Annotated in this window: 24 protein-coding genes, 3 tRNA genes, 1 pseudogene and 1 riboswitch; of the genes and pseudogenes, 21 read left to right on the top strand and 7 right to left on the bottom strand. The window is 53.0% G+C overall.

Going from position 1 to position 26,272, the window contains the following annotated elements:
• Positions 1-25 precede the first annotated feature (25 nt).
• From JHD74_RS12765 to JHD74_RS12755, 3 genes are read left to right on the top strand one after another with little or no spacing between them, the layout of a single operon-like run.
• The gene (locus JHD74_RS12765; RefSeq protein ID WP_199062818.1) at positions 26-775 is read left to right on the top strand and encodes a hypothetical protein; all 750 of its coding nucleotides are present in this window, start codon (positions 26-28) and stop codon (positions 773-775) included.
• A gap of 23 nt (positions 776-798) precedes the next feature.
• On the top strand, positions 799-2,058 hold the full coding sequence (locus tag JHD74_RS12760) for a hypothetical protein (protein ID WP_199062817.1): 1,260 nt from the start codon (positions 799-801) through the stop codon (positions 2,056-2,058).
• The gene (locus tag JHD74_RS12755; RefSeq protein ID WP_199062816.1) at positions 2,058-3,386 is read left to right on the top strand and encodes a hypothetical protein; all 1,329 of its coding nucleotides are present in this window, start codon (positions 2,058-2,060) and stop codon (positions 3,384-3,386) included. The genes JHD74_RS12760 and JHD74_RS12755 overlap by 1 nt, the downstream gene beginning before the upstream one ends.
• Positions 3,387-3,444: 58 nt before the next feature.
• On the opposite strand, the gene cobD is transcribed toward JHD74_RS12755, so the two are convergent.
• The gene (gene cobD, locus JHD74_RS12750) at positions 3,445-4,518 is read right to left on the bottom strand and encodes a threonine-phosphate decarboxylase CobD (protein WP_199062815.1); all 1,074 of its coding nucleotides are present in this window, start codon (positions 4,516-4,518) and stop codon (positions 3,445-3,447) included.
• 220 nt (positions 4,519-4,738) lie between these two features.
• A riboswitch (cobalamin riboswitch) is annotated at positions 4,739-4,932 on the top strand.
• Between the two features lie 148 nt (positions 4,933-5,080).
• Between cobD and cbiB the strand changes: the two genes are divergently transcribed.
• Genes cbiB through cobT form a run of 6 tightly spaced genes read left to right on the top strand, consistent with a single transcriptional unit; the run spans position 5,081 to position 10,603 of the window.
• On the top strand, positions 5,081-6,037 hold the full coding sequence (gene cbiB / locus JHD74_RS12745) for an adenosylcobinamide-phosphate synthase CbiB (protein WP_199062814.1): 957 nt from the start codon (positions 5,081-5,083) through the stop codon (positions 6,035-6,037).
• A 49-nt stretch (positions 6,038-6,086) separates the two neighbouring features.
• Positions 6,087-7,628 (top strand): cobyric acid synthase, encoded by a 1,542-nt coding sequence (locus JHD74_RS12740; RefSeq protein ID WP_199062836.1) that lies wholly within the window; start codon positions 6,087-6,089, stop codon positions 7,626-7,628.
• Positions 7,625-8,170, top strand: coding sequence for a bifunctional adenosylcobinamide kinase/adenosylcobinamide-phosphate guanylyltransferase (cobU, locus tag JHD74_RS12735; protein WP_024528487.1), 546 nt, complete (start codon positions 7,625-7,627; stop codon positions 8,168-8,170). Before JHD74_RS12740 ends, cobU begins: the two co-directional genes overlap by 4 nt.
• Positions 8,167-8,913: an adenosylcobinamide-GDP ribazoletransferase gene (gene cobS, locus JHD74_RS12730; protein ID WP_199062813.1), complete on the top strand. Its 747-nt coding sequence runs from the start codon at positions 8,167-8,169 to the stop codon at positions 8,911-8,913. The genes cobU and cobS overlap by 4 nt, the downstream gene beginning before the upstream one ends.
• A gap of 9 nt (positions 8,914-8,922) precedes the next feature.
• Positions 8,923-9,540 (top strand): adenosylcobalamin/alpha-ribazole phosphatase, encoded by a 618-nt coding sequence (locus tag JHD74_RS12725; protein ID WP_074031338.1) that lies wholly within the window; start codon positions 8,923-8,925, stop codon positions 9,538-9,540.
• 4 nt (positions 9,541-9,544) lie between these two features.
• On the top strand, positions 9,545-10,603 hold the full coding sequence (gene cobT, locus JHD74_RS12720; RefSeq protein ID WP_024528490.1) for a nicotinate-nucleotide--dimethylbenzimidazole phosphoribosyltransferase: 1,059 nt from the start codon (positions 9,545-9,547) through the stop codon (positions 10,601-10,603).
• Positions 10,604-10,662: 59 nt separating this feature from the next.
• Here the strand turns inward: cobT and JHD74_RS12715 are convergent, their stop codons facing one another.
• Genes JHD74_RS12715 through JHD74_RS12705 form a run of 3 tightly spaced genes read right to left on the bottom strand, consistent with a single transcriptional unit; the run spans position 10,663 to position 13,097 of the window.
• Positions 10,663-11,952: a cytosine permease gene (locus tag JHD74_RS12715; RefSeq protein ID WP_074031286.1), complete on the bottom strand. Its 1,290-nt coding sequence runs from the start codon at positions 11,950-11,952 to the stop codon at positions 10,663-10,665.
• Positions 11,953-11,971: 19 nt separating this feature from the next.
• Positions 11,972-12,661 carry a PAS and helix-turn-helix domain-containing protein gene (locus tag JHD74_RS12710; protein ID WP_074031287.1) on the bottom strand — a complete coding sequence of 230 codons (690 nt, stop codon included), beginning with the start codon at positions 12,659-12,661 and terminating at the stop codon, positions 11,972-11,974.
• Between the two features lie 25 nt (positions 12,662-12,686).
• Positions 12,687-13,097, bottom strand: a complete 411-nt coding sequence (locus JHD74_RS12705) for a GNAT family N-acetyltransferase (protein ID WP_074031288.1) — start codon at positions 13,095-13,097, stop codon at positions 12,687-12,689.
• 504 nt (positions 13,098-13,601) lie between these two features.
• On the opposite strand from JHD74_RS12705, the gene JHD74_RS12700 reads away from it, so the two are divergent.
• The gene (locus tag JHD74_RS12700; protein WP_074031289.1) at positions 13,602-13,835 is read left to right on the top strand and encodes a hypothetical protein; all 234 of its coding nucleotides are present in this window, start codon (positions 13,602-13,604) and stop codon (positions 13,833-13,835) included.
• Between the two features lie 114 nt (positions 13,836-13,949).
• On the opposite strand, the gene JHD74_RS12695 is transcribed toward JHD74_RS12700, so the two are convergent.
• Complete coding sequence (locus JHD74_RS12695) at positions 13,950-14,264, bottom strand: hypothetical protein (protein WP_024528493.1); 315 nt, start codon at positions 14,262-14,264, stop codon at positions 13,950-13,952.
• Between the two features lie 388 nt (positions 14,265-14,652).
• Between JHD74_RS12695 and JHD74_RS12690 the strand changes: the two genes are divergently transcribed.
• The gene (locus JHD74_RS12690) at positions 14,653-14,826 is read left to right on the top strand and encodes a hypothetical protein (protein ID WP_199062812.1); all 174 of its coding nucleotides are present in this window, start codon (positions 14,653-14,655) and stop codon (positions 14,824-14,826) included.
• 146 nt (positions 14,827-14,972) lie between these two features.
• Positions 14,973-15,887 carry a DMT family transporter gene (locus JHD74_RS12685; protein WP_370592634.1) on the top strand — a complete coding sequence of 305 codons (915 nt, stop codon included), beginning with the start codon at positions 14,973-14,975 and terminating at the stop codon, positions 15,885-15,887.
• A 62-nt stretch (positions 15,888-15,949) separates the two neighbouring features.
• Here JHD74_RS12685 and cycA read toward each other — a convergent pair whose 3' ends face one another.
• The gene (gene cycA / locus JHD74_RS12680; RefSeq protein ID WP_024486730.1) at positions 15,950-17,350 is read right to left on the bottom strand and encodes a D-serine/D-alanine/glycine transporter; all 1,401 of its coding nucleotides are present in this window, start codon (positions 17,348-17,350) and stop codon (positions 15,950-15,952) included.
• 630 nt (positions 17,351-17,980) lie between these two features.
• Between cycA and JHD74_RS12675 the strand changes: the two genes are divergently transcribed.
• Positions 17,981-18,409 carry a universal stress protein gene (locus tag JHD74_RS12675; RefSeq protein WP_021804757.1) on the top strand — a complete coding sequence of 143 codons (429 nt, stop codon included), beginning with the start codon at positions 17,981-17,983 and terminating at the stop codon, positions 18,407-18,409.
• A gap of 370 nt (positions 18,410-18,779) precedes the next feature.
• Here JHD74_RS12675 and JHD74_RS12670 read toward each other — a convergent pair whose 3' ends face one another.
• Positions 18,780-19,004: a DUF2594 family protein gene (locus JHD74_RS12670; protein ID WP_074031292.1), complete on the bottom strand. Its 225-nt coding sequence runs from the start codon at positions 19,002-19,004 to the stop codon at positions 18,780-18,782.
• 793 nt (positions 19,005-19,797) lie between these two features.
• Between JHD74_RS12670 and uvrY the strand changes: the two genes are divergently transcribed.
• From uvrY to JHD74_RS12630, 8 genes and pseudogenes are all read left to right on the top strand, one after another.
• Positions 19,798-20,454 (top strand): UvrY/SirA/GacA family response regulator transcription factor, encoded by a 657-nt coding sequence (uvrY, locus tag JHD74_RS12665; protein WP_024485703.1) that lies wholly within the window; start codon positions 19,798-19,800, stop codon positions 20,452-20,454.
• Positions 20,447-22,279: an excinuclease ABC subunit UvrC gene (gene uvrC, locus JHD74_RS12660; RefSeq protein WP_074031293.1), complete on the top strand. Its 1,833-nt coding sequence runs from the start codon at positions 20,447-20,449 to the stop codon at positions 22,277-22,279. The genes uvrY and uvrC overlap by 8 nt, the downstream gene beginning before the upstream one ends.
• A gap of 56 nt (positions 22,280-22,335) precedes the next feature.
• A complete protein-coding gene (gene pgsA / locus JHD74_RS12655) occupies positions 22,336-22,884 on the top strand; it encodes a CDP-diacylglycerol--glycerol-3-phosphate 3-phosphatidyltransferase (protein WP_024528495.1) in 549 nt (182 codons plus the stop codon).
• 144 nt (positions 22,885-23,028) lie between these two features.
• A tRNA-Gly gene (locus tag JHD74_RS12650) sits at positions 23,029-23,104 on the top strand.
• A 55-nt stretch (positions 23,105-23,159) separates the two neighbouring features.
• Positions 23,160-23,233, top strand: a tRNA-Cys gene (locus tag JHD74_RS12645).
• Positions 23,234-23,243: 10 nt separating this feature from the next.
• Positions 23,244-23,329 (top strand) — tRNA-Leu (locus tag JHD74_RS12640).
• Positions 23,330-23,529: 200 nt separating this feature from the next.
• Complete coding sequence (locus tag JHD74_RS12635) at positions 23,530-24,801, top strand: integrase arm-type DNA-binding domain-containing protein (protein WP_199062810.1); 1,272 nt, start codon at positions 23,530-23,532, stop codon at positions 24,799-24,801.
• Between the two features lie 902 nt (positions 24,802-25,703).
• Positions 25,704-26,195: pseudogene (locus JHD74_RS12630) on the top strand (GTPase); the annotation flags it as partial.
• Between the last annotated feature and the right edge of the window lie 77 nt (positions 26,196-26,272).

The raw sequence follows: 26,272 nt of genomic DNA, 5'->3' as shown, positions 1-26,272 counted from the left end.
TTCAAGAGTTACAGGGAACGTTGCTATGAACAGGGTTATAGGTTTACTTTCGTTATGCCTGGTTTCTTTTTCTTCTCTGGCCGATTGCCAGCCTCTCCTTGCCGATCTGGCTAAGCCCTTTGCCGCCAAAGCGACCATGAATACCGAGCTATCCACCTGCAAGGTGTGGCCCTATGCCCCGGATAAAACCATTGCGGTGCTGATGCTGGAGCCCAAGGAGGAGACCCAACCTGATTTTACCGACTATGACGTCGCAGTCTTGGTGGTCGATAGCCAGTCCGGCAAGGTGCTGGCCAGCAAATATCATCCCAGGGCGATTATGGATGATGCCATTTCTACCCGCAGCGTGACCATTGACACTGCACGCTACCAATTGTCTCCGGCGATACGCGCTTTCGGGGTGCGCTTTGACCACCGGGGAGCTTCCTCGGTCAATCCCATCAGCATCGAACGCCTTAACCTCTATACCCTGCAAGATCAGCAAGTCACTTTGGTGCTTAATAATCTGACCATGAATGAATATAGCGGTGAGTGGGATGGCCAGTGTGTCGGGGATTTCGCCGCGACCAATCGCGCATTGGCGCTTGGCAAGAGCGCACATAACGGCTTCCAGGATCTGCAGCTACAGACCATAGCGACGCACAAGGGGGCGAGCAGAAAAGGGGAGGATTGCGTGGAAAGCAACAAAGTCGTTGCCAAGACCCGCGTCGAGCTCAAGTTCGATGGTAAAGCCTATCCCGTAGAGCAGGATAAGCTGCTCGATCATCGTTTTTAATCCGTGCCTGGTCGTTAGCAACCATGAAAAAAATCTGCTTCTATGAGCTGTCTTTTATCCGCCACGATCTCAACGCGCCCAGCGCAAGTAAGCTACGGCGCATTTTGGCCGGGGACAAGGTGTTCTATACCTACAGCAAACAGTTTGTTGATGCCAAAGTGTTATACCGTTTGGTATCGGGAGATCGCGTGTATATCGGTGCCCATCAGTTGGCTGATGGTAGCTACTGGCTGCATTGGCTGGTTTCGCCTGAAAAGGGGGAGCTGCAACCGAAGCTGGCCGACATTAGCAAACCGGTTGCGTTGATGAAGCTGGTCGGCGCGATCATGGTGATGACGCTCTCAGCGGTGGGTTATTTCCAGTTGCTGAATATCTGGGTGATGGTGCTACTGCTTTTTGTTTTCATCTTTGGCTGCTGGTGGTTCGTGGCTTCGTTACATACGCTGATGGTGGGAACCAGCCGTCATACGCGTAAGTTGTTAAAAGGGCTGGAGAGCGTCAAACAAGGCGACACGTCCCTTTGCCTTACCACCACCGAATCATTAACCGAGCCGGGGGGCGGTGCGCCGTCACTACAGGCCAGCAAAGAATTGGCTAACGATCTGGATGCGCTGCAGCCGAATGATTTGCTATTGACCGATAAAGTCACCTTGACCAGCGTGAGCGGAGAGGCTGCCGATGTTAGCGCCCGCCGCGATTTTACCGGCGGAGGCAAAAGCCGCCGGGATTTTATCGAGTACCAATTTAGCTGCAATGGAGAGCGGTTCTCATTTCGTAGCGGAATTAACTCGCTGATGGAAGACCTCAATCCGCTGTTCTATCGGCAACATCCGTTCTTCCTGGCGGCCGAAGATCCGCTGATGTTGGTGGTCAATCAGCAAGATAATGCGGTGCTGGGCCTGTGTAATGAAAGGGATGGCAGCGCCTATCTCAAGCTCGGCGGGATTGCCGTTTCTTTTCACCAGCTCAAGCTGATGTATAAAGTGATGTTTGGCTGCTGCTCTTTTTTACTGGTGATGCTGGTGTTTTTCACCCTGCATGATTGGTGGGAGCAGGGCGGTGCGCCGGATAAGTGGGACTGGCTGGACGCCGCAGGCATGTTTTATGACTTTGCTCTGATGAGCATCATGATTTTCTGCGTGTTCATGCTGTTGGTGGAGGTCTGCACTTGGATAACGCGCAGGAACTCGCTCAGTGCGGCGCGCTTTGTCTTTGCCCGCCAACTGTTGGTGTTGTTTAAAAAACGCAACGGTGGCAAACCCTATATTCAGGAAGTCCCCTGATGTTCAGCAATAGCCTAACGCGCATCATCCTGCTGGCATTGGGGCTTATCATTTCCTGGATGCTGTTTTATATCGACAGCTTTGCCGGGTTTGCCCCCGACTGGCAGTGGCAGCGAAACTATCAGGCAGAACGTCCTGCGGTAGTCATGAGTGGGGAACGCCTGAGCAGTTTTCAACAAGGGGTGCTGTTAACGGGTATCAGCGATGTAATAAATACGCGGATCACGGATATTGAGCGTGACCAGAATACGCTGATCTCTCACTATGAAAATTCGGTGCAGATCGATGTGCTGGCAGACATTGGTCCCCCTTTGTTAAACCTGCAGATATCCCCTGATACCACCATGTTACGCTTGATGCTGGAGGCAAAGGTTGGCCGTGGAACAATCCGGCACCGGAGCTATGATAACAGCGCCACGATCCCGGTCAGCCAACTCATCATCGAAGAGAATGGCAAGCTGCGCGTCAGCGCCCGTTTTTTGGGCTACGTGGCTGAGCAACAGTGTGATGTTCAGGGGCATTGCCTGGTGGTGTTCGGCACCCGTTCTTATAGCAAAGATGCCGTATTTTATTCTGCCGATGGCGGGCGTAACTGGTGTTGGTTACCCCAGTGGCAAGCACCCGGTGGTAACCAGACTTATCAGCTCTTGGGGCTCTCTGGAGCGCGGAGCGTGCTGCTGGTTCAACAGGGTAAACTCTACCGGTCGGACGATCTCGGCCAGCATTGGCAACAGATATTCGATCTGGCCAGGTTGTTAACGGAACGCGGGATCGAGCCTGCTCTCTATGCGGCCAGTTGGCACTATAACGGCGGCGATCGGGTGATCGTCAGTAATCAGCCCCATAACACCGGGGAAGAGGATCGGTTAACTGCTTCATTGCTGCTTGATTTCAATCTGAAATCCGCTCAAATCCAGTCCAGCCAGTGGGTGGGCGGAGATATCGTTGCGGCCGACATCAGCCCGCAAGGGGATTTTGATTTTGTCTTACGCCAGCGGCCACGGTGGCTTTATAGCCTGAACCGGTTGCGGGAGAATGGCGCGCTGCAACCGCTGCTGGAAACCGGTAAAAAAGCCTTGGGCACGTTTTATGCGGGTAATGATCTGCTGATGATGGAGAAAGCGTTCAACGACCCGCTGCATATGACAGTCTCTACCGATGGCGGCCAGCACTGGTTCAGAATGAAAAAGCTGCCTGATAGCTATAACTATCGCGTGCAGTTTGACCGCTGGCGTAACCGCCTGTTCCGCTTTCCAGCCCATGATTTCGATTACCCTAAGTTGGGCAATAGCGACGGCCTGGTGTATGAGACAACCACTCCGCCGTAATTGCCATGCTGCAACCGTTCCAATAATCAAAGGTTAACGTTTGATATCTAAAAACGCCTCAGTCCTCTGCCAGCACCTGTTGCAGCGCGGCTATCAGCTTGCGGTTGGCCGCTTCGCTTTTGATCGCCACCCGATAATAGTCGGTGGACAGGCCAGGGTAGTTGGCACAGTGGCGGATCAGGATGCGGTGCTGCAACAACGCCTGTTGCAGATCATAGCCGGGGCGCAGGCAGCGTAAGAAAATATAGTTCGCCGCCCCTGGCCAGATGCGCAAGTGCGGCAAGGCTGTCAGCGCGTCAAACAACCAAGCACGCTGCTCTGCCAACCATTGGTGGGTTTGCTGGATGTAATCGAGATCGTCGAGGATCACTTCGCCGGCCAGTGCCGCATAGGCATTGATGGTCCAGGGTTCGCGCAGTTGCTTCATCTGCTGCAGGCCAGCGCGATCGCTGCTGACCAGATAGCCAAGTCGCAGTCCGGGAATGGCAAAGAACTTGGTCAGCGAACGCAGGATATAAAGGCGGGAATACTCTGCCATTTGCGGGATCAGACCCGGTGTATCCGGCAGAAAATCGATAAAGGCTTCATCAACGATCAACGCATTATTGTGCTGGCGACAACAGGCGACAATGGCCTGTAACAGCGTGGGGTCAGGCATCAGCCCGGTCGGATTGTTGGGGGTGGCCAGGAACAGGCAGTCCGGTTGGCGCTCGGCCAGCACCTGCAGCAGCCGCTCATCGGGTTGAAAACCACCGGCTTCATCCAGCGGAAAGTCCTCGATCTGGCAGTCAATCCGCTGCAATGCCCGGCGGTATTCGGCAAACCCTGGCGTAAGAAGCAGCGCCGTGCGGGGGCGTAGCCGGTTCACTATGGCGTAAATCAGCTCGGTGGCCCCGTTACCTGCCATGATATTTTCCGGCGGGCAGTGATGGACTCGCGCCAATGCCGCATGCAAACGCCGATATTCGACGTCGGGATAGCATTCGGCGCTGGTCAGATGCTCGATAATCGCCGCCTTCAGGCTGGCGGGCATGCCCAATGGATTGATATTGGCGCTGAAATCAATCATCTCGGCCGGATCCAGGCCGTTTTTCAACGCCATTTCCAGTACGTTACCACCATGTTCACTCACGGTTTTGCTATTCCCCTGTCAAGTTTGCGTGCAGGATAGCACAGGGTAATTGCCGTTGATCCGTTGCAAACTAAAGCTGTCGCCCAGGTAAATGCCAGATCTTGGCGTGTATTCGCCATATCAACAGGTTATTATGGCATGGCCATTGTCGAGGCTATCGAGATGAAAACTAAGTGATAAATTGAAGCGTTGAGTGCATTGAACCCATAACGTTTTATTAACCATATTATTGCCAACTGGATAACCCACACCCTGAACGATGACAGGTTGTGGTTGGGAAGGGGGTGTAACTCCCCCGCAGCCCCCGCTGCTGTGATGCCGACGAGTCCACTGCGCCACTGATCTGAGGATTGGGAAGGGAGTGGATGAGGATGACGCTAAGCCAGAAGACCGGCCAGTTGGTCACACATTCAACACCTTCGGTGGGAAGGGGGTTGTCATGAGATACGTGCGGCTATTTTGTACCGCCCGGTCGTATCCTGTTGACGCCCAAATCCCGCCCGAGAGGTCGGGATTTTTTTATGCCATTAACCCACCATCAGGCTTCTATAAGGTGCGCGCCATGACGCTGCTAGCCTGGTTTGCGGCCTTTCTGCTCGACAGTCTGTTAGGGGACCCGCCACACTGGCCGCATCCGGTGCGCTGGATCGGTAACCTGATCACGGCGCTACAGCGCGCGATCCGCCGGATTTGCCATAGCGAGAGGGCGCTAAAACTTGGCGGCGGGCTGCTGTGGCTGGGCGTCGTCGGGGTGGTTTGGCTGGTCAGTTGGGGCTTTTTAACGCTGATGCAGTATATCCACCCATGGTTGGGTTGGCTGGCGGAAGTCTGGCTGATTTATACCCTGCTCGCCGGGCGCTGTCTGGAACAGGCTGCCATGGAAGTTCACCGGGCACTGCAAAGTGCCGATCTTGAGGAGAGCCGCCGCAAGCTGTCGTGGATTGTCGGGCGGGATACCTCACACCTGGAAGAACCGCAAATCACCCGGGCGGTGGTGGAGACGGTGGCAGAAAACAGTGTGGATGGCGTCATTTCGCCGTTGTTCTTTTTGCTGATAGGCGGAGCGCCGTTGGCGATGGCGTATAAAGCGGTTAACACCCTCGATTCAATGGTGGGCTACAAAACGCCGAAATACCGCGCTATCGGCTATGTGTCGGCGCGGATGGATGACTTCGCCAACGGGTTACCGGCCCGGCTTAGCTGGCTACTGCTGAGCTGTGCGGCTTGGCTGAATGGTTTGGACTTTCGCCAGGCGCTTCGCATTGGCTGGCGCGATCGCTATCAGCACACCAGCCCCAACTGCGCCTGGTCGGAAGCCACCGTGGCTGGAGCGTTGGGAGTGCGACTTGGCGGTCCTAACAACTACTTTGGTCAGCGGGTCGAAAAACCGTGGATCGGCGAGGCTCGACGGGAGATCGAGCTGGCAGATATTCCACGCAGTACGCGTCTGATGATGACGGCCTCGCTATTGGCTCTGCTGCTGTTTGCAGCGTTGCGCCTGCTATGGCTTGGCGCTTGAAATAATAATTGTTTGCGCGGCTCAGCTAGCGCGACGCGGAGAACATGTGATGAAACGGTGTGTGATGGTGCAGGGAACCGCATCTGATGTGGGTAAAAGTGTGCTGGTGGCCGGTCTGTGCCGGATCTTCATGCAGGATGGCTATCGCTGTGCGCCGTTCAAATCGCAGAATATGGCGCTTAACTCTGGCATTACCGCCCGTGGCGAAGAGATGGGCCGGGCACAGATTTTTCAGGCCGAAGCCGCCGGTATCGCACCCGATGTGCGGATGAACCCGGTACTGTTGAAACCGACCAGCGATTGCCAGGCACAGGTGGTGCTGATGGGCAAAGTGGCCTGCAATATGGACGCGGTCAGCTATCACGAGTACAAGCCGCAGTTACAGCAGCAAATCAGCGAGGTGTATCACAGCCTGGCCAGCGGCTACGACATCATGGTGCTGGAGGGTGCTGGTAGCCCGGCGGAAATCAACCTGCGCGACCGCGACATCGTCAATATGGGCATGGCGGCGATTGCCGATGCGCCAGTGTTGTTGGTGGCGGATATCGATCGTGGCGGGGTGTTTGCCGCTATTTACGGCACACTGGCCCTGCTAGAGCCAGAAGAGAAAGCCCGAGTGAAAGGGGTGATCATCAATAAATTCCGTGGCGATATTGCCTTACTCTACTCGGGGCTGGAGCAGATTGAGGCGCTGACCGGTGTGCCGGTGCTGGGTGTGATGCCCTGGTTGAATATCGATCTGGAAGATGAGGATGGTGTGGCGTTGCAAAATGGTAAATATGCCCCGACTGGCAGCAGCCATGAGCTGGATATCGCGGTGGTACAGCTACCCTATATGTCCAACTTTACCGATTTTAATGCCTTGGCGGCCCAGCCGGACGTAGGGTTGCGCTATGTTTCGCACCCGGCGACGCTGGCCGGTGCCGATCTGATTATCCTGCCGGGTAGCAAAAACACCCTGGGGGACCTGCAGTGGCTACAACAAAGCGGGTTGGCGTCAGCGTTGCAGGATCGGCATCGGGCCGGAGTGCAGATCGTGGGTATTTGCGGCGGCTACCAGATGCTCGGCAAGCACATTGTTGATGGCGTGGAATCCGGTTTGGAACAGATGGCAGGTTTGGGATTGCTGGATGTTACCACCCGCTTCGCACCGCAAAAAGTCACTACACAGGTGACAGCACAATGTGAGCCTGGGTTGCCCGGCCTCTGGTCTGGCTGTGGCGAGCAGGATGTCGTTGGTTATGAAATCCATATGGGCACCACCCAGCTTGGCTCAGAGGCTACGCCTTTCTCCCGCCTTTCCCTTCGTAACGGCCAACCGGACAGCGCTTTTGACGGGGCTGTTAACTCCACCGGTAACGTGCTGGGCAGCTATATTCATGGCCTATTCGACAGCGCGCCTTTTTGCCGCGCGCTGCTAAACCAGCTGCGCCAGCGTAAAGGGTTGCCGGTTTATGACGGCCCGGCTTTCGATTATGCCGATTATAAGCAGCAACAGTTTGATCTCTTGGCCGATAAGATGCGGGAACATATTGATATGGATAAAATTTACCGCTTGATGACCGAGCACCAACAAACGGGGCCCCAATGATCCTGATCACTGGCGGAGCACGCAGCGGCAAAAGCTCGCTGGCCGAAAGGTTAGCGAGTGGTGTCAGTGACCGGGTGTTGTATATCGCCACCTCGGTGGTCACCGATGAGGAAATGGCCGAACGGGTTAAGCTGCACCGCCAGGCCCGGCCTGCACATTGGCGTACCTGGGAGGGGAGCCAGCAACTGGCCAGCGTGATCGACCAACAGGCGGCGGCGGGAGAGGCGGTGATCCTGGAGTGTATTACCACGCTGATCGCCAACCTGATGTTTGACCTGACCGGGGAGACGCCGGTGGAAAGCATCGATTTTGCCGTGGTTGAAACGGCAATCCAACGGCAGATCGACGATTTGCTGGCCGCCTGCGCCCGCAGCCCGGCGGCGATCTATCTGGTCACCAACGAGTTGGGGATGGGCATCGTGCCGGAAAACCGTCTGGCACGTCACTTCCGTGATATTGCCGGGCGTGTTAACCAGCGTTTGGCCACCGCTGCCGAGTCGGTGCTATTGGTAATTTCTGGTATTGAGGTCAAGATCAAATGAGTTTGCGACTGTTTTGGGCCACCCTGCAATTGATGACGCGTATCCCGCTGCCTGCCAGTTGGACACAGGGGTTAGCGATGGATAATTACCAGCGTGGCATCATCGGTTTCCCCTTGATTGGCCTGATCGTCGGTGCAATTGGCGGCGCCGTATTCACTCTGTTGGCTCCCTGGTGTGGGGGGCCGCTGGCAGCGTTGGGCTACGTGCTGGCGTTGGCTCTGGTGACCGGTGCCTTCCACCTCGACGGATTGGCCGATACCTGTGATGGCGTGTTCTCGGCCCGCACTCGGGAAAAAATGTTGGAGATCATGCGCGACAGCCGCCTAGGTACCAATGGTGGGCTGGCGCTGATCTTTATCGTCGTGGCCAAGGTGTTGGTGATCAGCGAACTGGCACTGCGTGGGGTACCGATGTTGGCCACGTTGGCGGCAGCAGGAGTGGCTTGCCGGAGCCTGGTGGTGTTGATGATGTATCGCCAGCCCTATGCCCGTGAGGGTAATGGGCTGGGGAACCTTTACATTGGCAAGATCAGCGGCGGACAAACGCTGTTCACTCTGGTGCTAGGGGCCGCTTTGGTCGCCTTGTTAGGGCATGGGCAGGGGCTGTTTGCGCTTGGCTATGCGCTGATCGCCGTGCTTTTGCTGCGGGCCTATTTGCGCCGCCGTCTGGGCGGGCAAACGGGTGACACCCTGGGTGCGGCGATAGAAATTGCCGAGTTGATCTTCTTACTGGCACTGCTGTGAGTGGGCGCTATGCGGCTATTTTTGGTACGACACGGGCAAACGGCAGCGAATCGGCAGGGCGTATTTTGCGGCATGACCGACTTGCCGTTGACCGAACAAGGTGAACAGCAGGCGAGGCAGATCGCACAATGGCTGGCCGAGGTGCCTTTTACCCAGGCGATCAGCAGTGAGTTAAGACGCGCCCGACATACCGCCGAGATCGTGCTTGGGCAGCGGGAACTGGTGATCCAACCCGACGGTGGCTTTAACGAAATGAATTTTGGCGACTGGGAGATGCGCCATCACCAGGATTTACAGCGGGAGGATAGTGCTGCCTGGGCCGACTGGGTGGCGGATTGGCAACTAGCTTGCCCGCCAGCAGGAGAGTCCTTTCCACTGTTTTCACATAGGATCGACCAACAGGCCCAACGTCTGCTGAACGAACCGGGCGATGGCGATCGTCTGCTGGTGGCGCACCAAGGCTCTCTGAGCCTGCTGCTGGCCGGGCTGCTAAAGCTGCCTGCCGCTGGGATGTGGCATTTCCCGTTTACCCAGGGAGCCTACAGCGTGGTGGAACTCAACCAGGGGTTTGTCACGCTAAAAGTATTTAACAGCCAGGCTCATTGGCAGCCTGCAAGCAGAGAATAAAGTTATGCAAACATTGTCATCGTTAATCGACTCGATTAAGCCGTTGGACGCGGCTGCCATGCAACAGGCAGCGGCAAAGATTGATGGCCTGCTCAAGCCACCGGGCAGCCTTGGTCGCCTGGAACAGTTGGCAACCCAGTTAGCCGGGATGCGCGGTTTTAGTGGGATGGCCGCCAGCCGCAAACAAATCATCGTCATGATGGCCGATCACGGCGTTTATGCCGAAGGGGTGGCGGTGTCACCGCGTGAAGTGACGGTGATCCAGGCGCTGAATATGGTGAAAGGCAATACCGGCGTCTGCGTATTGGCCGCCAATGCTGGTGCCGAGGTAAAGCTGGTGGATGTTGGCATCGACAGCGCCCCCTTGCCGGGTCTGATCGACATGAAAGTCGGACGTGGCAGCGGTAACATTGCGCGCGGTGCGGCAATGACGCGCCAGCAGGCGAAGGAGTTGCTGTTGGCCACGGCTCAACTGACGCTGGAACAGGCGGCGCTTGGGGTGAAGCTGTTTGGCGTCGGGGAACTGGGGATGGCTAATACGACGCCGGCCGCAGCGTTAGTCAGCGTCTTTACCGGCCGCGATCCGCAGGAAGTGGTCGGCATTGGTGCCAACTTCCCCAGCGACCGTTTACACCACAAGGTGGACGTGGTGCGCCGGGCTATTGAGGTAAATCAGCCGGATACTCAAGATGCGCTGGACGTACTGGCAAAGCTGGGTGGATACGATTTGGTGGGAATGGCTGGCGTGATGTTGGGGGCTGCGGCGGCCGGTCTGCCGGTGATCCTCGATGGTTTTCTCTCATATGCCTCTGCGCTGGCGGTCTGCGGCATTGCGCCTCAGGCTCGGGATTACCTGCTGCCGTCCCATTTCTCTGCGGAGAAGGGCGCGGCTGCCGCACTTGAGCACCTGAAATTGGCACCTTATCTGCATCTGGATATGCGACTGGGGGAGGGCAGCGGTGCCGCCATTGCCATGCATATCGTGGATGCGGCCTGCGTGATGTTTAATCAGATGGGGTCGTTGGCGGACAGTAATATTGTAATTCCCGGTAGCGCGACCTGACCGGTTGATTAACTCAGCGAGCGCAGAATGCTGCGCCCGCTTGTTTCGCGTTCTTGGAACTAGGCTGTTTGCAGGCTGGTTGCCCGGCCAAACAGGCGTTTAAACAGCCAGTAAATCACGCTGGCTGCCAGCAGTGAGTTAATGGTTGGCACGCCCCATTCCGTCACCAGACCAATCACGCTTCCGACGATGCTGGCGATAATCGCCGCCCAACCGATGAGCGGCGTTTCCTGCGGCAGTTGTCCAAGCTGGCGGCTGGCGTCCAAAGCGTCTCGGTGGCTGCGCAGCAGGAAATAGTCCACCAGCATGACGCCGAGGATCGGTGGGAATACCACGCCCAGCACGGTCAGGAAATCCACAAACCGATCCAGGATCCCCAGAACCGAAAGCAGCGTGCCCAACAGACCGATAATCACCGTGGTTGCGGTGTATTTCAGCTTTTTACCGGTAATCCCTTCAACCGCATTCACCACGCCCAAGGACGACGAATAGAGGTTCAGATCGTTAACGCGCAGGGTGGAGAATACCACTACCAGCAAACCGATGCCGCCCGCACTTTGAGCCATGATCGTTACCACGTCTGCGGTGCCGAGCGTTTTGGCAATAAAAATCGCCAGGCCGTTAACCACGAATTCACCGGCAATAATGGTCAGCAGCGTAATGCCAAACACGTGGCGTTTGTTTTTGGAGTAACGGGTCAGGTCTGGAGTCATCAGGCTGGCAACAATGGCGCCGCCGACCACGATGGTGATGCCCGCGCTGATGGTTAACGCTTCCCCCATAGGGGCCAGCAGAATGGCCTCATGCAGTTTCTGCCCAGAGAGGACGTTATAGGAAATAAAGAACACCAGCAGGATAAACAACGGCACCGCAATACGTGCTGTGATGCGCAGCGCTTTAAAACCAAAAGCGACCAGCACCGTCAAAAATAGGCCGGAGAGTGAGGCTGACAGCGGGAAGCCCAGGCGATCGCCCAAAGCGAAGTTAAGCGATTTGGCAAAGATGGCGTTCTGAATGCCAAACCAGCCCAACAGGCTGACGGCCACTACCAGGCCGATAAGCACCGAACCTATACGGCCAAAGCCACACCAGCGAGCCAGCAGGCTGCCGGAAATACCTTCTCTCATCCCGGCCAAACCTAGCCCGAACGTCACGACCCCAAAAATCAAGCTGCCAATAGAGATGGCGATAAAGGCATCGGTCAGGGTCATTGAGTTGCCCAATACGGCACCCAACATAAACTGGTCCAAGGCCGTTAGCATACCCATATGCACGATGGCGACGCTGAGGAAGGAGACCCTCTTATCCTGCGGTACCCGGCTCAATGGGTAGTCTTCAATTTTAATCACGATAATCTCTCGTTAACGTTTAAATAAATTGGATGCCTTTTTCAATCAGGCGTACTGGAATGTAGCTGTCCAAATTCACCAGTTTGCAATACTCTTCGAACTGTTGGAGGGTATGCACATCGGCTTTTTGGTAGATGTTGTAGATTCTATTTTCTATGGTTTTATTGCTGACGTCATATAACCTGGCAATCTCTTTGTTGGTGTAGCGTTGCAGCATCAAAAATATGATATCCAGCTCCGACTGGGTAAAAATCCGGATGCTGACTTCGGTGGTTAATATGCTGGGTTTTTGCTGGTTGATATATTTTAGCGGTGAGAAACTGTCCAGCGGACGGGCGTTCCACATGGTGCCAACCAGCTCTTCCTTGTCATTATAAATAGGCAACTTTTCGCTGATAAAGGGGACCAGACTGTCGCTGCCGTACCAGAAGTGCGTCTCGATGACGGCTACGCGATCCCGAGTTCCTTCGGTTTTCCTATCGTGTTCTTGCAGGTCTGGGGCGAACTCTGCCCAATCGGCAGGGAATTCGGCATCAAGCTTGCCCGCAATATCGAAATTGAGAGGTGTGTTGGTATAAAGATAGGCCGCCTTGTTCATATAAATATGGCGTGAAGATAAATCTTTAATGCCCCAAGGCTCATTTAAATGTTCCATCATGGTGATGAGACCTTTTAAATATAATTCATTGCTCTGCCAAAATGAATCCATTTGAACCCCTCATACTTCAGCGCTATCAGATGTTTTTCGCTAAATAGATGCGAGTATGGCGGTGCGCATAGCCCGCTAAGTTGCCATACGGTTGGTACCCCAGTTTTTCGTAAAACGCCTGCGCCTGAAAACTGAAGGTGTCGACATAGGCCATATGGCAACCGCGCTTGACGGCTTCCTGCTCTGCCCGCAGCATCAGGTCACGGCCGTAGCCTTTTTTGCGATACTCGTCACCTACCCACAGGTACTGGACTTCTAATCCACCCCACCAGGTTCTGGCAACCAGCCCGGCTACGATCTGCCCACGCTCGTCGGTGACGGTCAGGAATAACGGATGAATATCTACTGCATCATACTGATGGTTGTGCGCCCAGAGGCTGTCAATCACGAACTCTTCGTCCTGCGGATTTGGAGTGTCCGTTACGTTAATCTTCATGGCCAATCTTTCCTTTTCATGCTAATAATTCAAATGTTCATTAAGGTGTCTGTATTGATTAGCTTTTGTTAACATTTATTGTCAGTGATTACAAGGGTGTTTTTCACCTGTTTTCCTGGTGGCAAAAAATGGGTATGTTGTTGGCAAGAGAAGGGAATAATTGACCTTTCTCAACAGTATACCGAATAGAAAATATTGTGCTTCACCAGGGATACGCCCTTAAGGGCAGAGGGTAGTGACAAGAGCAAGCCAACTTGCCAACAGCACTATGCCTCACTGAACATGTAGTAAGATTTACCATCACTTCACAGTAATGCATTGCGGCAAAGTAGTGGATTAAACTCCGCTACTTTGCCGCAAAATCCGCGCCGTTATCGTATAATTACCTGTCAAGTACCGCGTTTCGTGGTGCCTCCTCGCTTCAAGTGGCTCCACTGAGGTATTATGGCTGAGCGGCCCATTTCGCGGCCAGCTTGCAACAGGTGAGAAAGTATTGATGGCATTATGAAAACACTTAAGCCACGCCGCCCTCATGGGAGGTGGATCTATTACATTCTGTACGAAGATATTCTGTGGCCCTGCCCAGTCAAATGGGAGTGGGAAGAGAATTTCGAGGCATGGCTGCCTTTTTACTACTCGCCCACTCTGGAGTTTGTGGCAGGCGATCCGGCGAAAGCCATCAAGGTGACGAGACCCCAAACGCCCGGCTTGCAGCCGAAACGCCTGGAGTACGCTTGATTCGGGTATACCCGATGATTATTCAACCATTCTCTGAATGCCGATACTCGCCAAGTCATGCTATCAGGGCTGAAACAATCCATTCCCAACGCACAACCGCTTTTCTGGCGGAGCTCAATTGAGTAAATCGTGAACGGTACGGCGCACGTAGTGGGTCATTTGTGCCAGGTCTTCGGGTGCAACCGGGCCTCCGCCAGCCAAGACGACCTGCTGCTCGATCTGAGTGATCTCTTGCTCAACTCGGTTGGCGATTTGCACCTTGACGATCTTGTCTACCGATGACAGCAGAACCTTCAATACCACTTTCAGCGCAATGTTTTCGCAGAATGAATCGTAGGAGTGAGCTGTTGGCGGCGCTTCTACCGCCGGTGGCGGCATGCGTGGGGCCATAGCCTTGAAACTGTCTACATTTTCAATAATAAGATCCATGTCTCTTATTAGTTCATCAAAATCTTTAGACACTGACTTATTTCCCTTTGCAGTACGCAAAAAATAGAACGCCTGGCTTTGGTAGGTGGACAGGCGGACACAGCTTGGATCGACCGGACGTTCAACGGATGAGCGGTAGGTTGAGCGGCATTTTAACCCTGCTCGGGTTCCGCAAACAAGATAGGGATGATTGATGTTTCACCTTCTATGTATAACTGCCAGTGATGATTTTTCGCTGACCATACAAAGTGTATTGCCGCACGTAGCTCTGATAACCGGGGGAGATGATAAAAAATGCGAAGGGTATTCAGATAAACACTTAGACCGCAACCCGACAGGCGCCGCACAGGCTAAACTTGAGGGGCAGACATTCACACAGGGAGGAGATATGGAACCCGAACGTGGCATTAAGCGAGTGATACTTTCTGACGGTGCTATCAAACATGTGGTGGTGGAAGACGCTATGGGCAACGAGCGCCCCCTGGCTGCCGTAGATTACATCTCTGAGGGGATACAGCCGCCGTTGGAAACGCTGCCGGAAGTCCCGGCCCAGGAAGAGTAAAAAGCTCCAGGAGGATGGGTTGTAAGCCCTCGGCACAGGGCGGTGATTGCTGCTGCCAATCCGGCACGATATTGCCCATTGCTAGCCTTTTCCCCATACTGGCAGAAATTGTGTATTTTATTGCAGCCAGCAGGAAGGGCAAGTCAGTGTCAACGGTCAAGAAAAACTCTACTCCCACGCTGTTTCTGAAAATCAAACCCCAAGAAGCCGTGCTGGTCTTTATCACCATGCTCTGGGGCGGCACTTTTTTGGCTGTACATCAGGCGATGCTGGTCAGTGGGCCATTCTTTTTTGTCGGGCTACGCTTTGGCACCGCGACGTTGGCGCTAGTGCTGTTCTCTCTGCGTTCGCTGCGGGGGATGACCTGGTACGAAATCAAGGCTGGGGTGTTTATCGGCACCTCAATCATGTTCGGCTATGGCCTGCAAACCATGGGGCTGCAAACCATCACCAGCAGCCAGTCGGCGTTTATTACTGCCATGTACGTGCCGATTGTGCCGTTATTGCAGTGGTTGGTCCTTGGGCGTATGCCGGGGATCATGTCCTGGATTGGCATTCTGCTGGCCTTCGTCGGCCTGATGCTGCTGAGCGGGCCAAGCAGTTCCAGCCTGGCATTCAGCGGCGGTGAATTCCTCACGTTGGTCAGTGCGCTGGCGATCGCCATCGAGGTGATTTTAATCGGTGCTTTTGCGGGCAAGGTCAACGTGCGGCGGGTGACCATTGTGCAGCTTGCTACCGCGTCGTTGTTATCGTTTTTGATGATGGCCCCTACCGGGGAGTCGGTTCCGGCGTTTTCCAACTATCTGCTTTATAGCGCGGTAGGGCTGGGGATAGTCAGTGCGGTGATCCAACTGACGATGAACTGGGCACAACGTAGCGTTTCACCTACCCGTGCCACGGTTATTTATGCCGGTGAACCGGTATGGGCTGGGATAGTCGGCCGTATCGCCGGTGAGCGTTTGCCGGGGTTGGCGTTGATTGGCGCAGGGTTGATTGTGTTGGGGGTGATTGTCAGTGAGTTGCGTATTCGGCGAAAGCCAAAGCCTGCGGAGTTAACGTAGAGGCGCTGCATGCTGCGCCTGTAAAAACGCCGCGTGAGAACGCGGCGTTGCAATAACCAAGATCAGGCCGCCTTCTTACGGCGCACAAACTGATAACCGATCCCCAGAATGATAAACCACAGCGGCGTGACGACCAGCGCCTGGCGTGTGTCCTCGCGCAGCGTCAGCAGCACCAGTACGAATGCGAAGAACGCCATGCATACCCAGCACATCAACTTACCGGCAGGCATCTTGTAGATCGATTTCTGGTGCAGTGCCGGACGTTGCTTACGGTAGACCAGATACGAGCACAGAATGATGGTCCAGACGAACATGAACAGAATAGCCGACACGGTGGTGACCAGCGTGAATACGGTCATGACGTTCGGGATAAGATAGATCAGCACCACGCCACCCAGCAGACAGATACAGGAGAAGGTCAGGCCGTTTGCCGGTACCGCACGTTTGGACAGGTTGGCAAAGGATTTAGGCGCATCGCCTTCCTGTGCCAGGCCGAACAGCATACGGCTGGTGGAGAACACGCCGCTGTTGGCGGAAGAGGCGGCAGAGGTCAACACTACGAAGTTGATCACGCTGGCTGCGGCTGGCAGACCAATCAGTACGAACAGTTCGACAAACGGGCTCTTATCGGCCACTACAGAGTTCCAAGGCGTTACCGACATGATCACGATCAGCGCGAAGACGTAGAACATGATGATGCGGATCGGGATGGAGTTGATGGCGCGTGGCAGCACTTTTTCCGGATCTTTGGTTTCGGCGGCGGTGGTTCCCACCAGCTCGATACCCACAAAGGCAAACACCGCAATCTGGAAGCCGGCAAAGAAGCCGCTAATGCCTTTCGGGAACATGCCGCCGTCATTCCATAAGTGGGAGAAGGAGGCCACGCTGCCGGTTGGTGATTCGAAGTGCATCGCCACCATGACCAGACCGGCGATGATCAGGCCCACTATCGCGACGATTTTGATCATCGCAAACCAGAACTCCATCTCACCGAACATTTTCACCGTTGCCAGGTTCAGGCTGAGCAGCAGCAACACGCACAGTAAAGAGGCGATCCATTGGGAGAGATCGGGGAACCAGAACTGCGCGTAGGCGGTAATGGCCACCACGTCGGCAATGCCGGTCACTACCCAACAGAACCAGTAAGTCCAACCGGTGAAGAACCCTGCCCAAGGGCCGAGGAGATCGGCGGCAAAGTCGCTGAAAGATTTGTACTGCAGATTGGAGAGCAGCAGCTCGCCCATCGCGCGCATCACGAAAAACAGCATAAAGCCGATGATCATGTACACGAAGATGATGGAAGGCCCGGCCAGGCTGATGGTCTTACCGGAACCCATAAACAAACCTGTACCAATGGCACCGCCGATAGCGATCAGCTGGATATGTCGGTTTGAGAGGTTTCGCCTTAGGTGATCTTCTGATCCGGGCGTGGCGTCCACTGCTATTTTAGAATGATCTACCATCTTATGCTGTCCTGTTTTTACCTGTCATGAGTGGAATGGCGAGCTCTGAAGTGGCTCTTTTTTATCTGTATTCGCCGGTTTTTCCGACAAAAGTTAAGGTAACTCAATATCACCACCTTTGTGCAACATATTTACAACATAATGGGGTGGGATAAAAGCCGATTATTCTTTACTCAGGGGAGGCAAATCGGACGTCTAGGGGGCGGAAGATTACTCTTTACTGCGGTAAATGAACAGTACCGGCAGTGGTTATCTCATTGATTAAACAGGGGCTTATAAAATTCGCATGAGAAAAACTAATGATAAAAGGCGATTAAACTAATCCAGATGCCTGCCGGTGCTTGAGGGGCGTTAATAGCGGGTGTTGCGCGGGGAGCAGTTGAGTTCTAATCAGTTTATTGCTGCAGCTGGCGCGGCTTGGCAGAGGATCGCCGAGCGTGCAGCGTACATTTGGTTAGTTTTGCGGTTCAAATCACAAAAGTATAAATCATTGGTTGAGTCACTGTGGTCAAAAGGTCGAGAAGCCACCAGCTACACCTGCTGATCACAAAAGCATCATAAATAGGTACAAGCTCCCATTGGCCAGCGGTAAGCTGTGTTCATCACGGTAATACAGAGAGGGGATTGAATATGTACAAGACCATTTTAGTACCGGTAGATCTTGCAGAAGACGTATTGACTGAACATGCGCTCGAACACGTGGAGTATCTGGCCAAGATGTCTGGGGCCAAGGTGCATTTCTTCCATGCCTTGCCGGATGCTTCGGCGTTTGTGACCGCCTATTCGTTTGGCATCAAAGAGTTTGAAAATCAGGCTGAAGTGAAGGCGGTGGAGGGGCTGAAGAAACTCATGGCGAAGATCGACCTGCCGTTGGAGCGTCTGTCTTATACCATCAGCTTCGGTTCGCCACGTGACGAGGTGTTACAACTTGCTGAGGAAATCTCAGCCGATCTGATCGTGATTGGCTCCCGCCGTCCTAGTGTCAAAACTTACCTGCTCGGCTCGAATGCGGCCGCCATTGTACGCCACGCCAAGATCTCGGTGATGGTAGTCCGATAATTCGCTGGTTAGCCCTCATCAAACCCGGCCCGCGCCTTGCGGGCCAATTACCCCCAAAGAAAACGGCGCTTGCCAGCATGCCCGTGCAGATACTGTGCAAAAGGTGAGTTAATTCCTAGTCTATAGGGCTATTTATTCGCATCACGAACAATAATGGGGTAATAAAAATCCCACAACATTATTAATGTTTAAATGGGACTAATCCTATTGTTGTTTTTTAACTATTGATTAATAGGAGGGGGTAGATATTGATTAAGACAATGATAGAAAATATTCTGTTACGAAACTTATCATTCAACCGCTGAGGGGGGCTAAAATACACCGCCAAGCCGTTATCAGACCCCAAGCGGGGGGCCTGATAGCGCACGGATTATTGGCGGTAGGCGTGCTTGATCTGCTGAATACTGTTCTTGAAGATTTCAGCCTGATCCGGGTCATCCACCTGAGCGGCAAAGCGTTCCAGATTGATGATCACTTTACCGGCATCAGCCTGGCCAATGGCCTTTAATATCAACGTCAAAGTCGCTTTTAGGCAGGCAACTTCGGTGGCCAGCGCTTGTGGGTCTGCAGACGTAGTGAAGTCAACGTTGCTCATTTTATCTCCTGAATTTTAAGGCGTAAGCCTGAAGTGAAATGTGAAAATGTGGTTTGATGCACAACAACCGGCTGCCGACTCACCCAGGCAGACCCCGTGCCTCATTTAGGGCGCGGAGTATATCACAGCATTGGCAGTTCGTATCGCGTGTGGCCGGGTGGCGGGGGCACGATGCCCGTGAGGGCTGGTTGGCAGGGCATTTTTTCCGTTAGTGGTGTAATTCCTTCGCATACTCATTTATAGTTAGTGATAGGGTGCGTGCTTTCAGACTGCGTGGATTTTATAAAGTAATACTGGCTTAATTCGACGTGATGAATAACTATTTCATCTGCAAGCTATTGACATTTAGGTCGGTTATTTTCTCTTGAAATGTCACCTTTTTCGCCGTCCACAGCGGTTATGTATTCTGAATAAGGGTTTCCCTATAGCGGTTTGTACGTGATTAAAAATGGCATAATTTTGTTATTTTTTTGTGATTCATATAGTTACGGGTGATAATTGGTGGGATGGTTATTATCTGGTTTTGTGAAAACAGCGATTAATTTTCCCGCCAGATGGCGTAAAATGGCGTATCATGGTGATAATGTATTGAGCCTAATAGGCTTGATGGTTTTTTATCCGCTAGCCAGTGGTTTAATCGTAACAAAGGTGGCGCAGGGGTCGACAAACCTGGCCATAGTTAACCGAGAGTAAGTATTAATCTGTATTCATTCTTTGCTGAAAACCAAGTAATATCTGTTTAGATGACAGAGGCTGATTGATTGCGTTACTCCCTTATTTTGGAGAATTTTCCTTGATTAGCGTTCTTCTTGTTGATGACCACGAACTGGTGCGCGCAGGGATACGACGCATTCTTGAAGATATCAAAGGCATTAAAGTTGTTGGCGAAGCACAATGCGGTGAAGACGCCGTAAAATGGTGCCGCGGCAACTCTGTCGATATCGTTCTGATGGATATGAATATGCCGGGTATTGGGGGGCTGGAAGCCACCCGTAAGATTGTACGTTACACGCCCGATATCAAGGTCATCATGTTGACTATTCATACTGAGAACCCGTTGCCTGCCAAGGTGATGCAAGCGGGCGCGGCTGGCTATCTGAGCAAAGGCGCAGCACCGCAAGAGGTGATTAACGCGATCCGTTCGGTACATGCCGGCCAGCGTTACATCGCTTCGGACATCGCCCAGCAAATGGCATTAAGCCAGTTGGAGCCGCAGGCGGAAAACCCGTTCAGCACCTTGTCTGAGCGTGAATTACAAATTATGTTGATGATCACTAAAGGGAAGAAAGTGAATGAGATCTCAGAACAGCTGAATCTCAGCCCTAAAACAGTGAATAGTTATCGTTATCGTATGTTCACCAAGCTGAATATCAGCGGGGATGTTGAATTGACCCATCTGGCGATCAGACACGGGCTGTTCAACGCGGAGACATTGTTAAGCAGTGAATGATCGTTTTGATGCACCGGCATTTCTTAAAACCGTAACCAGTCAGCCTGGCGTTTATCGCATGTATGATCTGACGGGGACGGTGATCTATGTGGGTAAAGCCAAGGACCTGAAAAAACGTCTCGCGAGCTATTTCCGCACTCAGGTCAGTAGCCGTAAGACGGAAACGCTGGTCAAAAATATCGCGCAAATTGACGTTACCGTTACTCATACGGAAACCGAGGCGTTACTGCTGGAACATAATTATATCAAGCTGTATCAACCCCGATATAATGTTCTGTTGCGCGACGATAAATCCTATCCGCTGATTTTTTTGAGTGCCGATAGCCACCCAAGGCTGACGGTACACCGTGGTGCCAAGCATGCCAAAGGCGAATACTTTGGCCCGTTCCCCAATTCTTACGCCGTGCGTGAAACGCTGGCGCTGCTGCAAAAACTGTTCCCCGTGCGTCAATGCGATAACAGCGTCTACCGCAATCGCTCCCGTCCTTGCCTGCAGTATCAGATTGGCCGTTGTCTGGGGCCTTGCGTTGCCGGTTTGGTGAGTGAGGAAGATTATCGCCAGCAAGTAGACTATGTGCGCCTGTTTTTGTCCGGTAAGGATCAGCAGGTATTGCACCAGTTGATTGAGCGGATGGAAAACGCCAGCAAACTACTCAATTTTGAAGAAGCTGCGCGTATCCGCGATCAGATCCAGGCGGTACGGCGAGTAACGGAAAAGCAGTTTGTCTCAGGAGACAGCGACGATCTGGACGTGATCGGCGTGGCTTTCGATGCGGGTATGGCCTGCGTACACGTGCTGTTTATTCGCCAGGGCAAGGTGTTAGGCAGTCGCAGCTACTTCCCGAAAGTACCGGGTGGTACAGAACTGAGTGAAGTGGTGCAAACCTTTGTGGGCCAGTTCTATTTACAAGGCAGCCAGGCGCGCACCTTGCCAGCCGAGATCCTGCTGGACTTTACGTTACCGGAAAAAGATCTGCTGGCTAGCTCGCTAAGCGAACTGGCTGGCCGCAAGATCCAGATCCAGAGCAAACCGCGTGGCGATCGTGCCCGCTACTTGAAGCTGGCGCGTACCAATGCCTCGACGGCGCTGGTTACCAAGCTTTCTCAGCAATCGACTATCCATCAGCGGCTGGCGGAACTGGCGAAAACGCTGAACCTGACCGAAATCAACCGGATGGAGTGTTTCGATATCAGCCACACGATGGGGGAGCAGACCGTTGCTTCCTGCGTGGTGTTCGACAGTAACGGTCCGTTGCGCTCGGAGTATCGGCGCTACAATATTACCGGTATCACGCCGGGTGATGACTATGCCGCGATGGCGCAAGTGCTGAAACGGCGCTATGGTAAGGCTCTCGAAGAGAGCAAAATCCCTGACGTCATCTTTATTGATGGCGGGAAAGGGCAACTGGGTATGGCGATTGACGTGTTCAATTCGCTGAACGTGACCTGGGACAAGCACAAACCGTTGCTGATCGGTATTGCCAAAGGCAGCGATCGTAAAGCCGGGCTGGAGACGTTGTTCTTCGTCCCTGAGGGGGAGGGGATTTCGCTACCTTCGGACTCGCCGGCACTGCACGTGATCCAGCATATTCGTGATGACTCACACAACCATGCGATCACCGGCCATCGCCAGAAACGGGCGAAAGTCAAAAACACCAGCGCTTTGGAACTGATCGACGGCGTTGGGCCAAAACGGCGTCAGGTGCTGTTGAAGTATATGGGTGGACTTCAACCATTATTGAACGCCAGCGTTGAGGAAATTGCAAAAGTGCCGGGTATTTCACAAGCATTGGCAGAAAAGATCTACAATGCATTGAAACACTGAGGGCAATGTAGCAACATACTCTTAATTTCCACTCCAGCCAGATAGTTACCAGCATTATGCAATTGAATATACCGACTTGGCTTACCCTGTTCCGCGTAGTTTTGATCCCATTCTTCGTACTGGCGTTTTACCTGCCGTTCGTCTGGGCTCCGATGCTCTGTGCGGTCATTTTCGTGTTTGCTGCTGTAACCGATTGGTTTGACGGCTTTTTAGCCCGTCGCTGGAAGCAGACAACCCGCTTTGGTGCGTTCCTCGACCCGGTTGCCGATAAGGTGATGGTGGCGGTGGCCCTGGTGCTGGTAGCGGAGCATTATCACACCTGGTGGATCACTCTGCCTGCGGCAACCATGATCGCCCGCGAGATCATAATCTCGTCGTTGCGCGAATGGATGGCGGAAATCGGCAAGCGCAGCAGCGTGGCGGTTTCGTGGATTGGCAAGGTGAAAACCATGGCGCAGATGATGTCATTGGTTGGCCTGTTGTGGCGTCCAGAACGTACGGTGGAGTATCTGTCGTTCGGCTTGCTGTACATCGCCGCCGTGCTGACCTTCTGGTCAATGTTCCAATATTTGAACGCGGCACGCCGCGATTTGCTGGAACCTTGATCGAAGCGATGTAAAAATCGGCAAACGAACCCGGTGAGACAACAATTTTATTGACTCACCACGCCAGATAAGTAGAATGCATCGCATCAGACGGCAGCGGTGAGTTGCCAAAAGAGTTAAAAAAATCAGCAAGTTCTGATTAATGCGGGAATAGCTCAGTTGGTAGAGCACGACCTTGCCAAGGTCGGGGTCGCGAGTTCGAGTCTCGTTTCCCGCTCCAAATTTAGTAAAGCTGGTGATTACGAGCTTTAGCCTGCAAAGGCAAACAGAATTAAGGCGCGTTAACAAAGCGGTTATGTAGCGGATTGCAAATCCGTCTAGTCCGGTTCGACTCCGGAACGCGCCTCCAATTTTCCCGAGCCCGGGTGGTGAAATCGGTAGACACAAGGGATTTAAAATCCCTCGGCTTATGGCTGTGCGGGTTCAAGTCCCGCCCCGGGTACCATTTCGAAATCAATAGACGTCAACCGACGTCTATTTTTTTGTCTGAAACCCACGGTATCACTCACTTTTCTCCCTTTTCTACTCTCCGTAAGTCAACGTAATTCAACCTACATCAAGCTGCTTGCAAGTATACATTTGAGTATATACGTTGTTTCTATGATTCTCTGTATACTCACCGCAAGCACATGCGAGGACATGGATATGGCCCTGACAGATATCAAGGTGCGTTCGGCAAAACCCGAAGACAAAGAGTATTCATTAACCGACGGAGACGGGATGTTTCTGTTGGTCCATCCCAATGGTTCCAAGTACTGGCGGTTACGATTTCGTTTTGGCGGAAAGCAACACCTAATGGCACTTGGTGTCTACCCAGAAGTCTCCCTTTCAGAAGCCCGTCAGAAACGTGATGAAGCCAGGAAGCTAGTTGCCGCTGGCACCGATCCGCGAGAACACAAGAAAGCGATCAAAACCAAACTTCAGGACGATGAGAAAACGTTCGAGGGAGTAGCCCGTGCCTGGCATGCCGATAACAAGAAGTGGTCGGCTTTGCATGCTGAACGTATCCTGAAAAATTTGGCTGACGAAATTTTCCCTTCTATTGGTAATACGCACATAGCAGATCTGAAGACCCGTGATCTGTTGGCTCCGATCAAAAGCGTCGAACGTTCAGGACGTTTAGAGGTTGCCAAACGTCTAAAACAGCGAGTTACCGCGATAATGACCTATGCCGTACAGAATGGGCTGATTGATTACAATCCGGCTCAGGATATGGCTGGGGCGCTTATGCCAGGCAAAGTTGAGCATCGCCCAGCTTTGGAGCTTGAGCGGCTTCATGAACTCCTTGGCCGGGTTGATGTATATAAAGGAAGGTTGTTCACACAATGGGCCATCAATCTTTCGCTGCTTCTGTTTGTGCGTTCTAGCGAGTTGCGTTTTGCCCGCTGGCCGGAGATCGATTTCAAGCGTGCATTATGGACGATACCTGCAGAGCGAACTCCGATCCCTGGAGTGAGGTTTTCTGAACGGGGATCAAAAATGCACACGCCTCATCTTGTTCCACTAAGCCGTCAGGCGTTGGAAATCTTCCGAAATATTCGGGAGGTGAGTGGCCACTGTGAGTTGGTATTTATTGGCGATCATTCGTCGCGAAAACCAATGAGTGAAGGGACGGTAAACAAAGCGCTGCAAACCATGGGCTATGACACTAAGACCGAGGTTTGCGGTCACGGCTTTCGCACCATGGCCTGTAGTTCACTGATCGAGTCGGGGTTGTGGTCGAGGGATGCGGTGGAACGCCAGATGAGTCACCAGGAGCGGAATGGTGTTCGTGCGGCCTATATCCATAAAGCAGAGCATTTGGATGAGCGCAGGCTGATGCTGCAGTGGTGGGCGGATTTTCTGGATGCGAACCGGGTGAGGGCGGTTAGTCCGTTTGATTTTGCCAAGCTTAATTTCCCTATGCTAACTAGATGATTAATTTTATCTATCGGAGATTGTGCAGTAGTACCTCTATAGCTTGGCGAATGATACAGACAAATAAACACACAAGTCACAAGAAAGAAGGCATCCGTTCATCAACGTACGGGTGCCTTTTTGCTTTTTAACGTACTGAAAAAGGAGAATACAGAAATGACAACGATATGCCCAGAATGCGGGTCTGAACGTATAAGTGAGCGCCATATTGGCAGGATGGCGGGAGGTATAGCAGGCGGTGTTGCAGGGGCACTCAGTGGCGCTGGCGCTGGGGCAGCAATGGGTTCTGTTGTCCCTATAGTGGGAACAGCTGCAGGGGCTGTTATTGGTTCATTGCTGGGGCGGTTTGTCGCTGGTGCTACAGCAGGCGCTGTGACAGGGTCTGCAATGGACGGGGTTCTGTTTGACCGGTTTGAATGTCGGAACTGCGAACATACCTTCGATTGACTTGAGAGGTACTCAAGTAGAAACAGGCTATCCCTTCTCACGCTATAGGTTCTCACAATCATCTGCTCACAATTTCCCCCGTTAAATTCGACACATCCTCTCTTTGTTTATTGATCTGCTAAAACGATCGGTTTTCTTTGTTTGATAGTTAATGGCTATTAAAAATAAACAAATGATCGTTATTCCCGATAGGTTTCACAGATCGGTTTCGACAATTCGATCGGTATTAACAATTTTACTCCCCTTTGCCTTCCTGAAAAGATCACTAAATCCATACCGTCTGGTGGGGCATTGTTCACAGCCTGATTTTCAGTTGTGCTGTTAGTAAGTTACTTCGTGCTGAAGGAGATTGGCCTGACGCAGGAAGAGGGCTCTGAGCAGCAAGCAATAGAAGACCACTCAGGAATTTCTGCAGTGAAAGACCAGCCTGGCTGGCTAGCAAAGAGAGGGAGTGAATGGAAGACAAAGCAAAAGCCGGTTACAACCCGGTCAAGGATGCAGTGGATATTCTGCCTGAGGGGATCAGAAGACTCGTTTTCAGCAAGCTTAACGAGATTGTCGGCTATGAGCCTAGGATTGGTATCATGGGGAAAACCGGAGCAGGCAAATCCAGCCTGTGCAATGCCATTTTTAAAGGAGAAGAATGCCCGGTCAGTGATGTGGGTGCCTGTACCCGTGAAATAAAGGAAATACGAATCCGGTTTGGGAAGCGTTCCATTTACCTCGTCGACATACCTGGCGTGGGGGAAAGTGCCGAACGTGACAGCGAGTACGAAAAACTCTACAGGGAGCTCATGCCAAAACTCGATCTGATCCTCTGGGTTATCAAAGGTGATGATCGTGCATTTTCAGCAGATGAGCATTTTTACAAAGATGTTCTTCTTCCCGCCGGAGGTAAAGGAAAAACGCTGTTTGTTTTGAATCAAGTGGACAAGATCGAGCCATTCCTGTCTCTTATACACATCTAAAAAGGGGGGGGGGGGGGGGGGGGGGGGGGGGGGGGGGGGGGGGGGGGGGGGGGGGG

Origin of the sequence: Serratia sp. ASV30 (assembly GCF_016428815.1) — a bacterium.
GTDB classification, from domain to species: domain Bacteria; phylum Pseudomonadota; class Gammaproteobacteria; order Enterobacterales; family Enterobacteriaceae; genus Chania; species Chania fonticola_C.
This window is presented reverse-complemented; position numbering and strand designations above follow the sequence as displayed.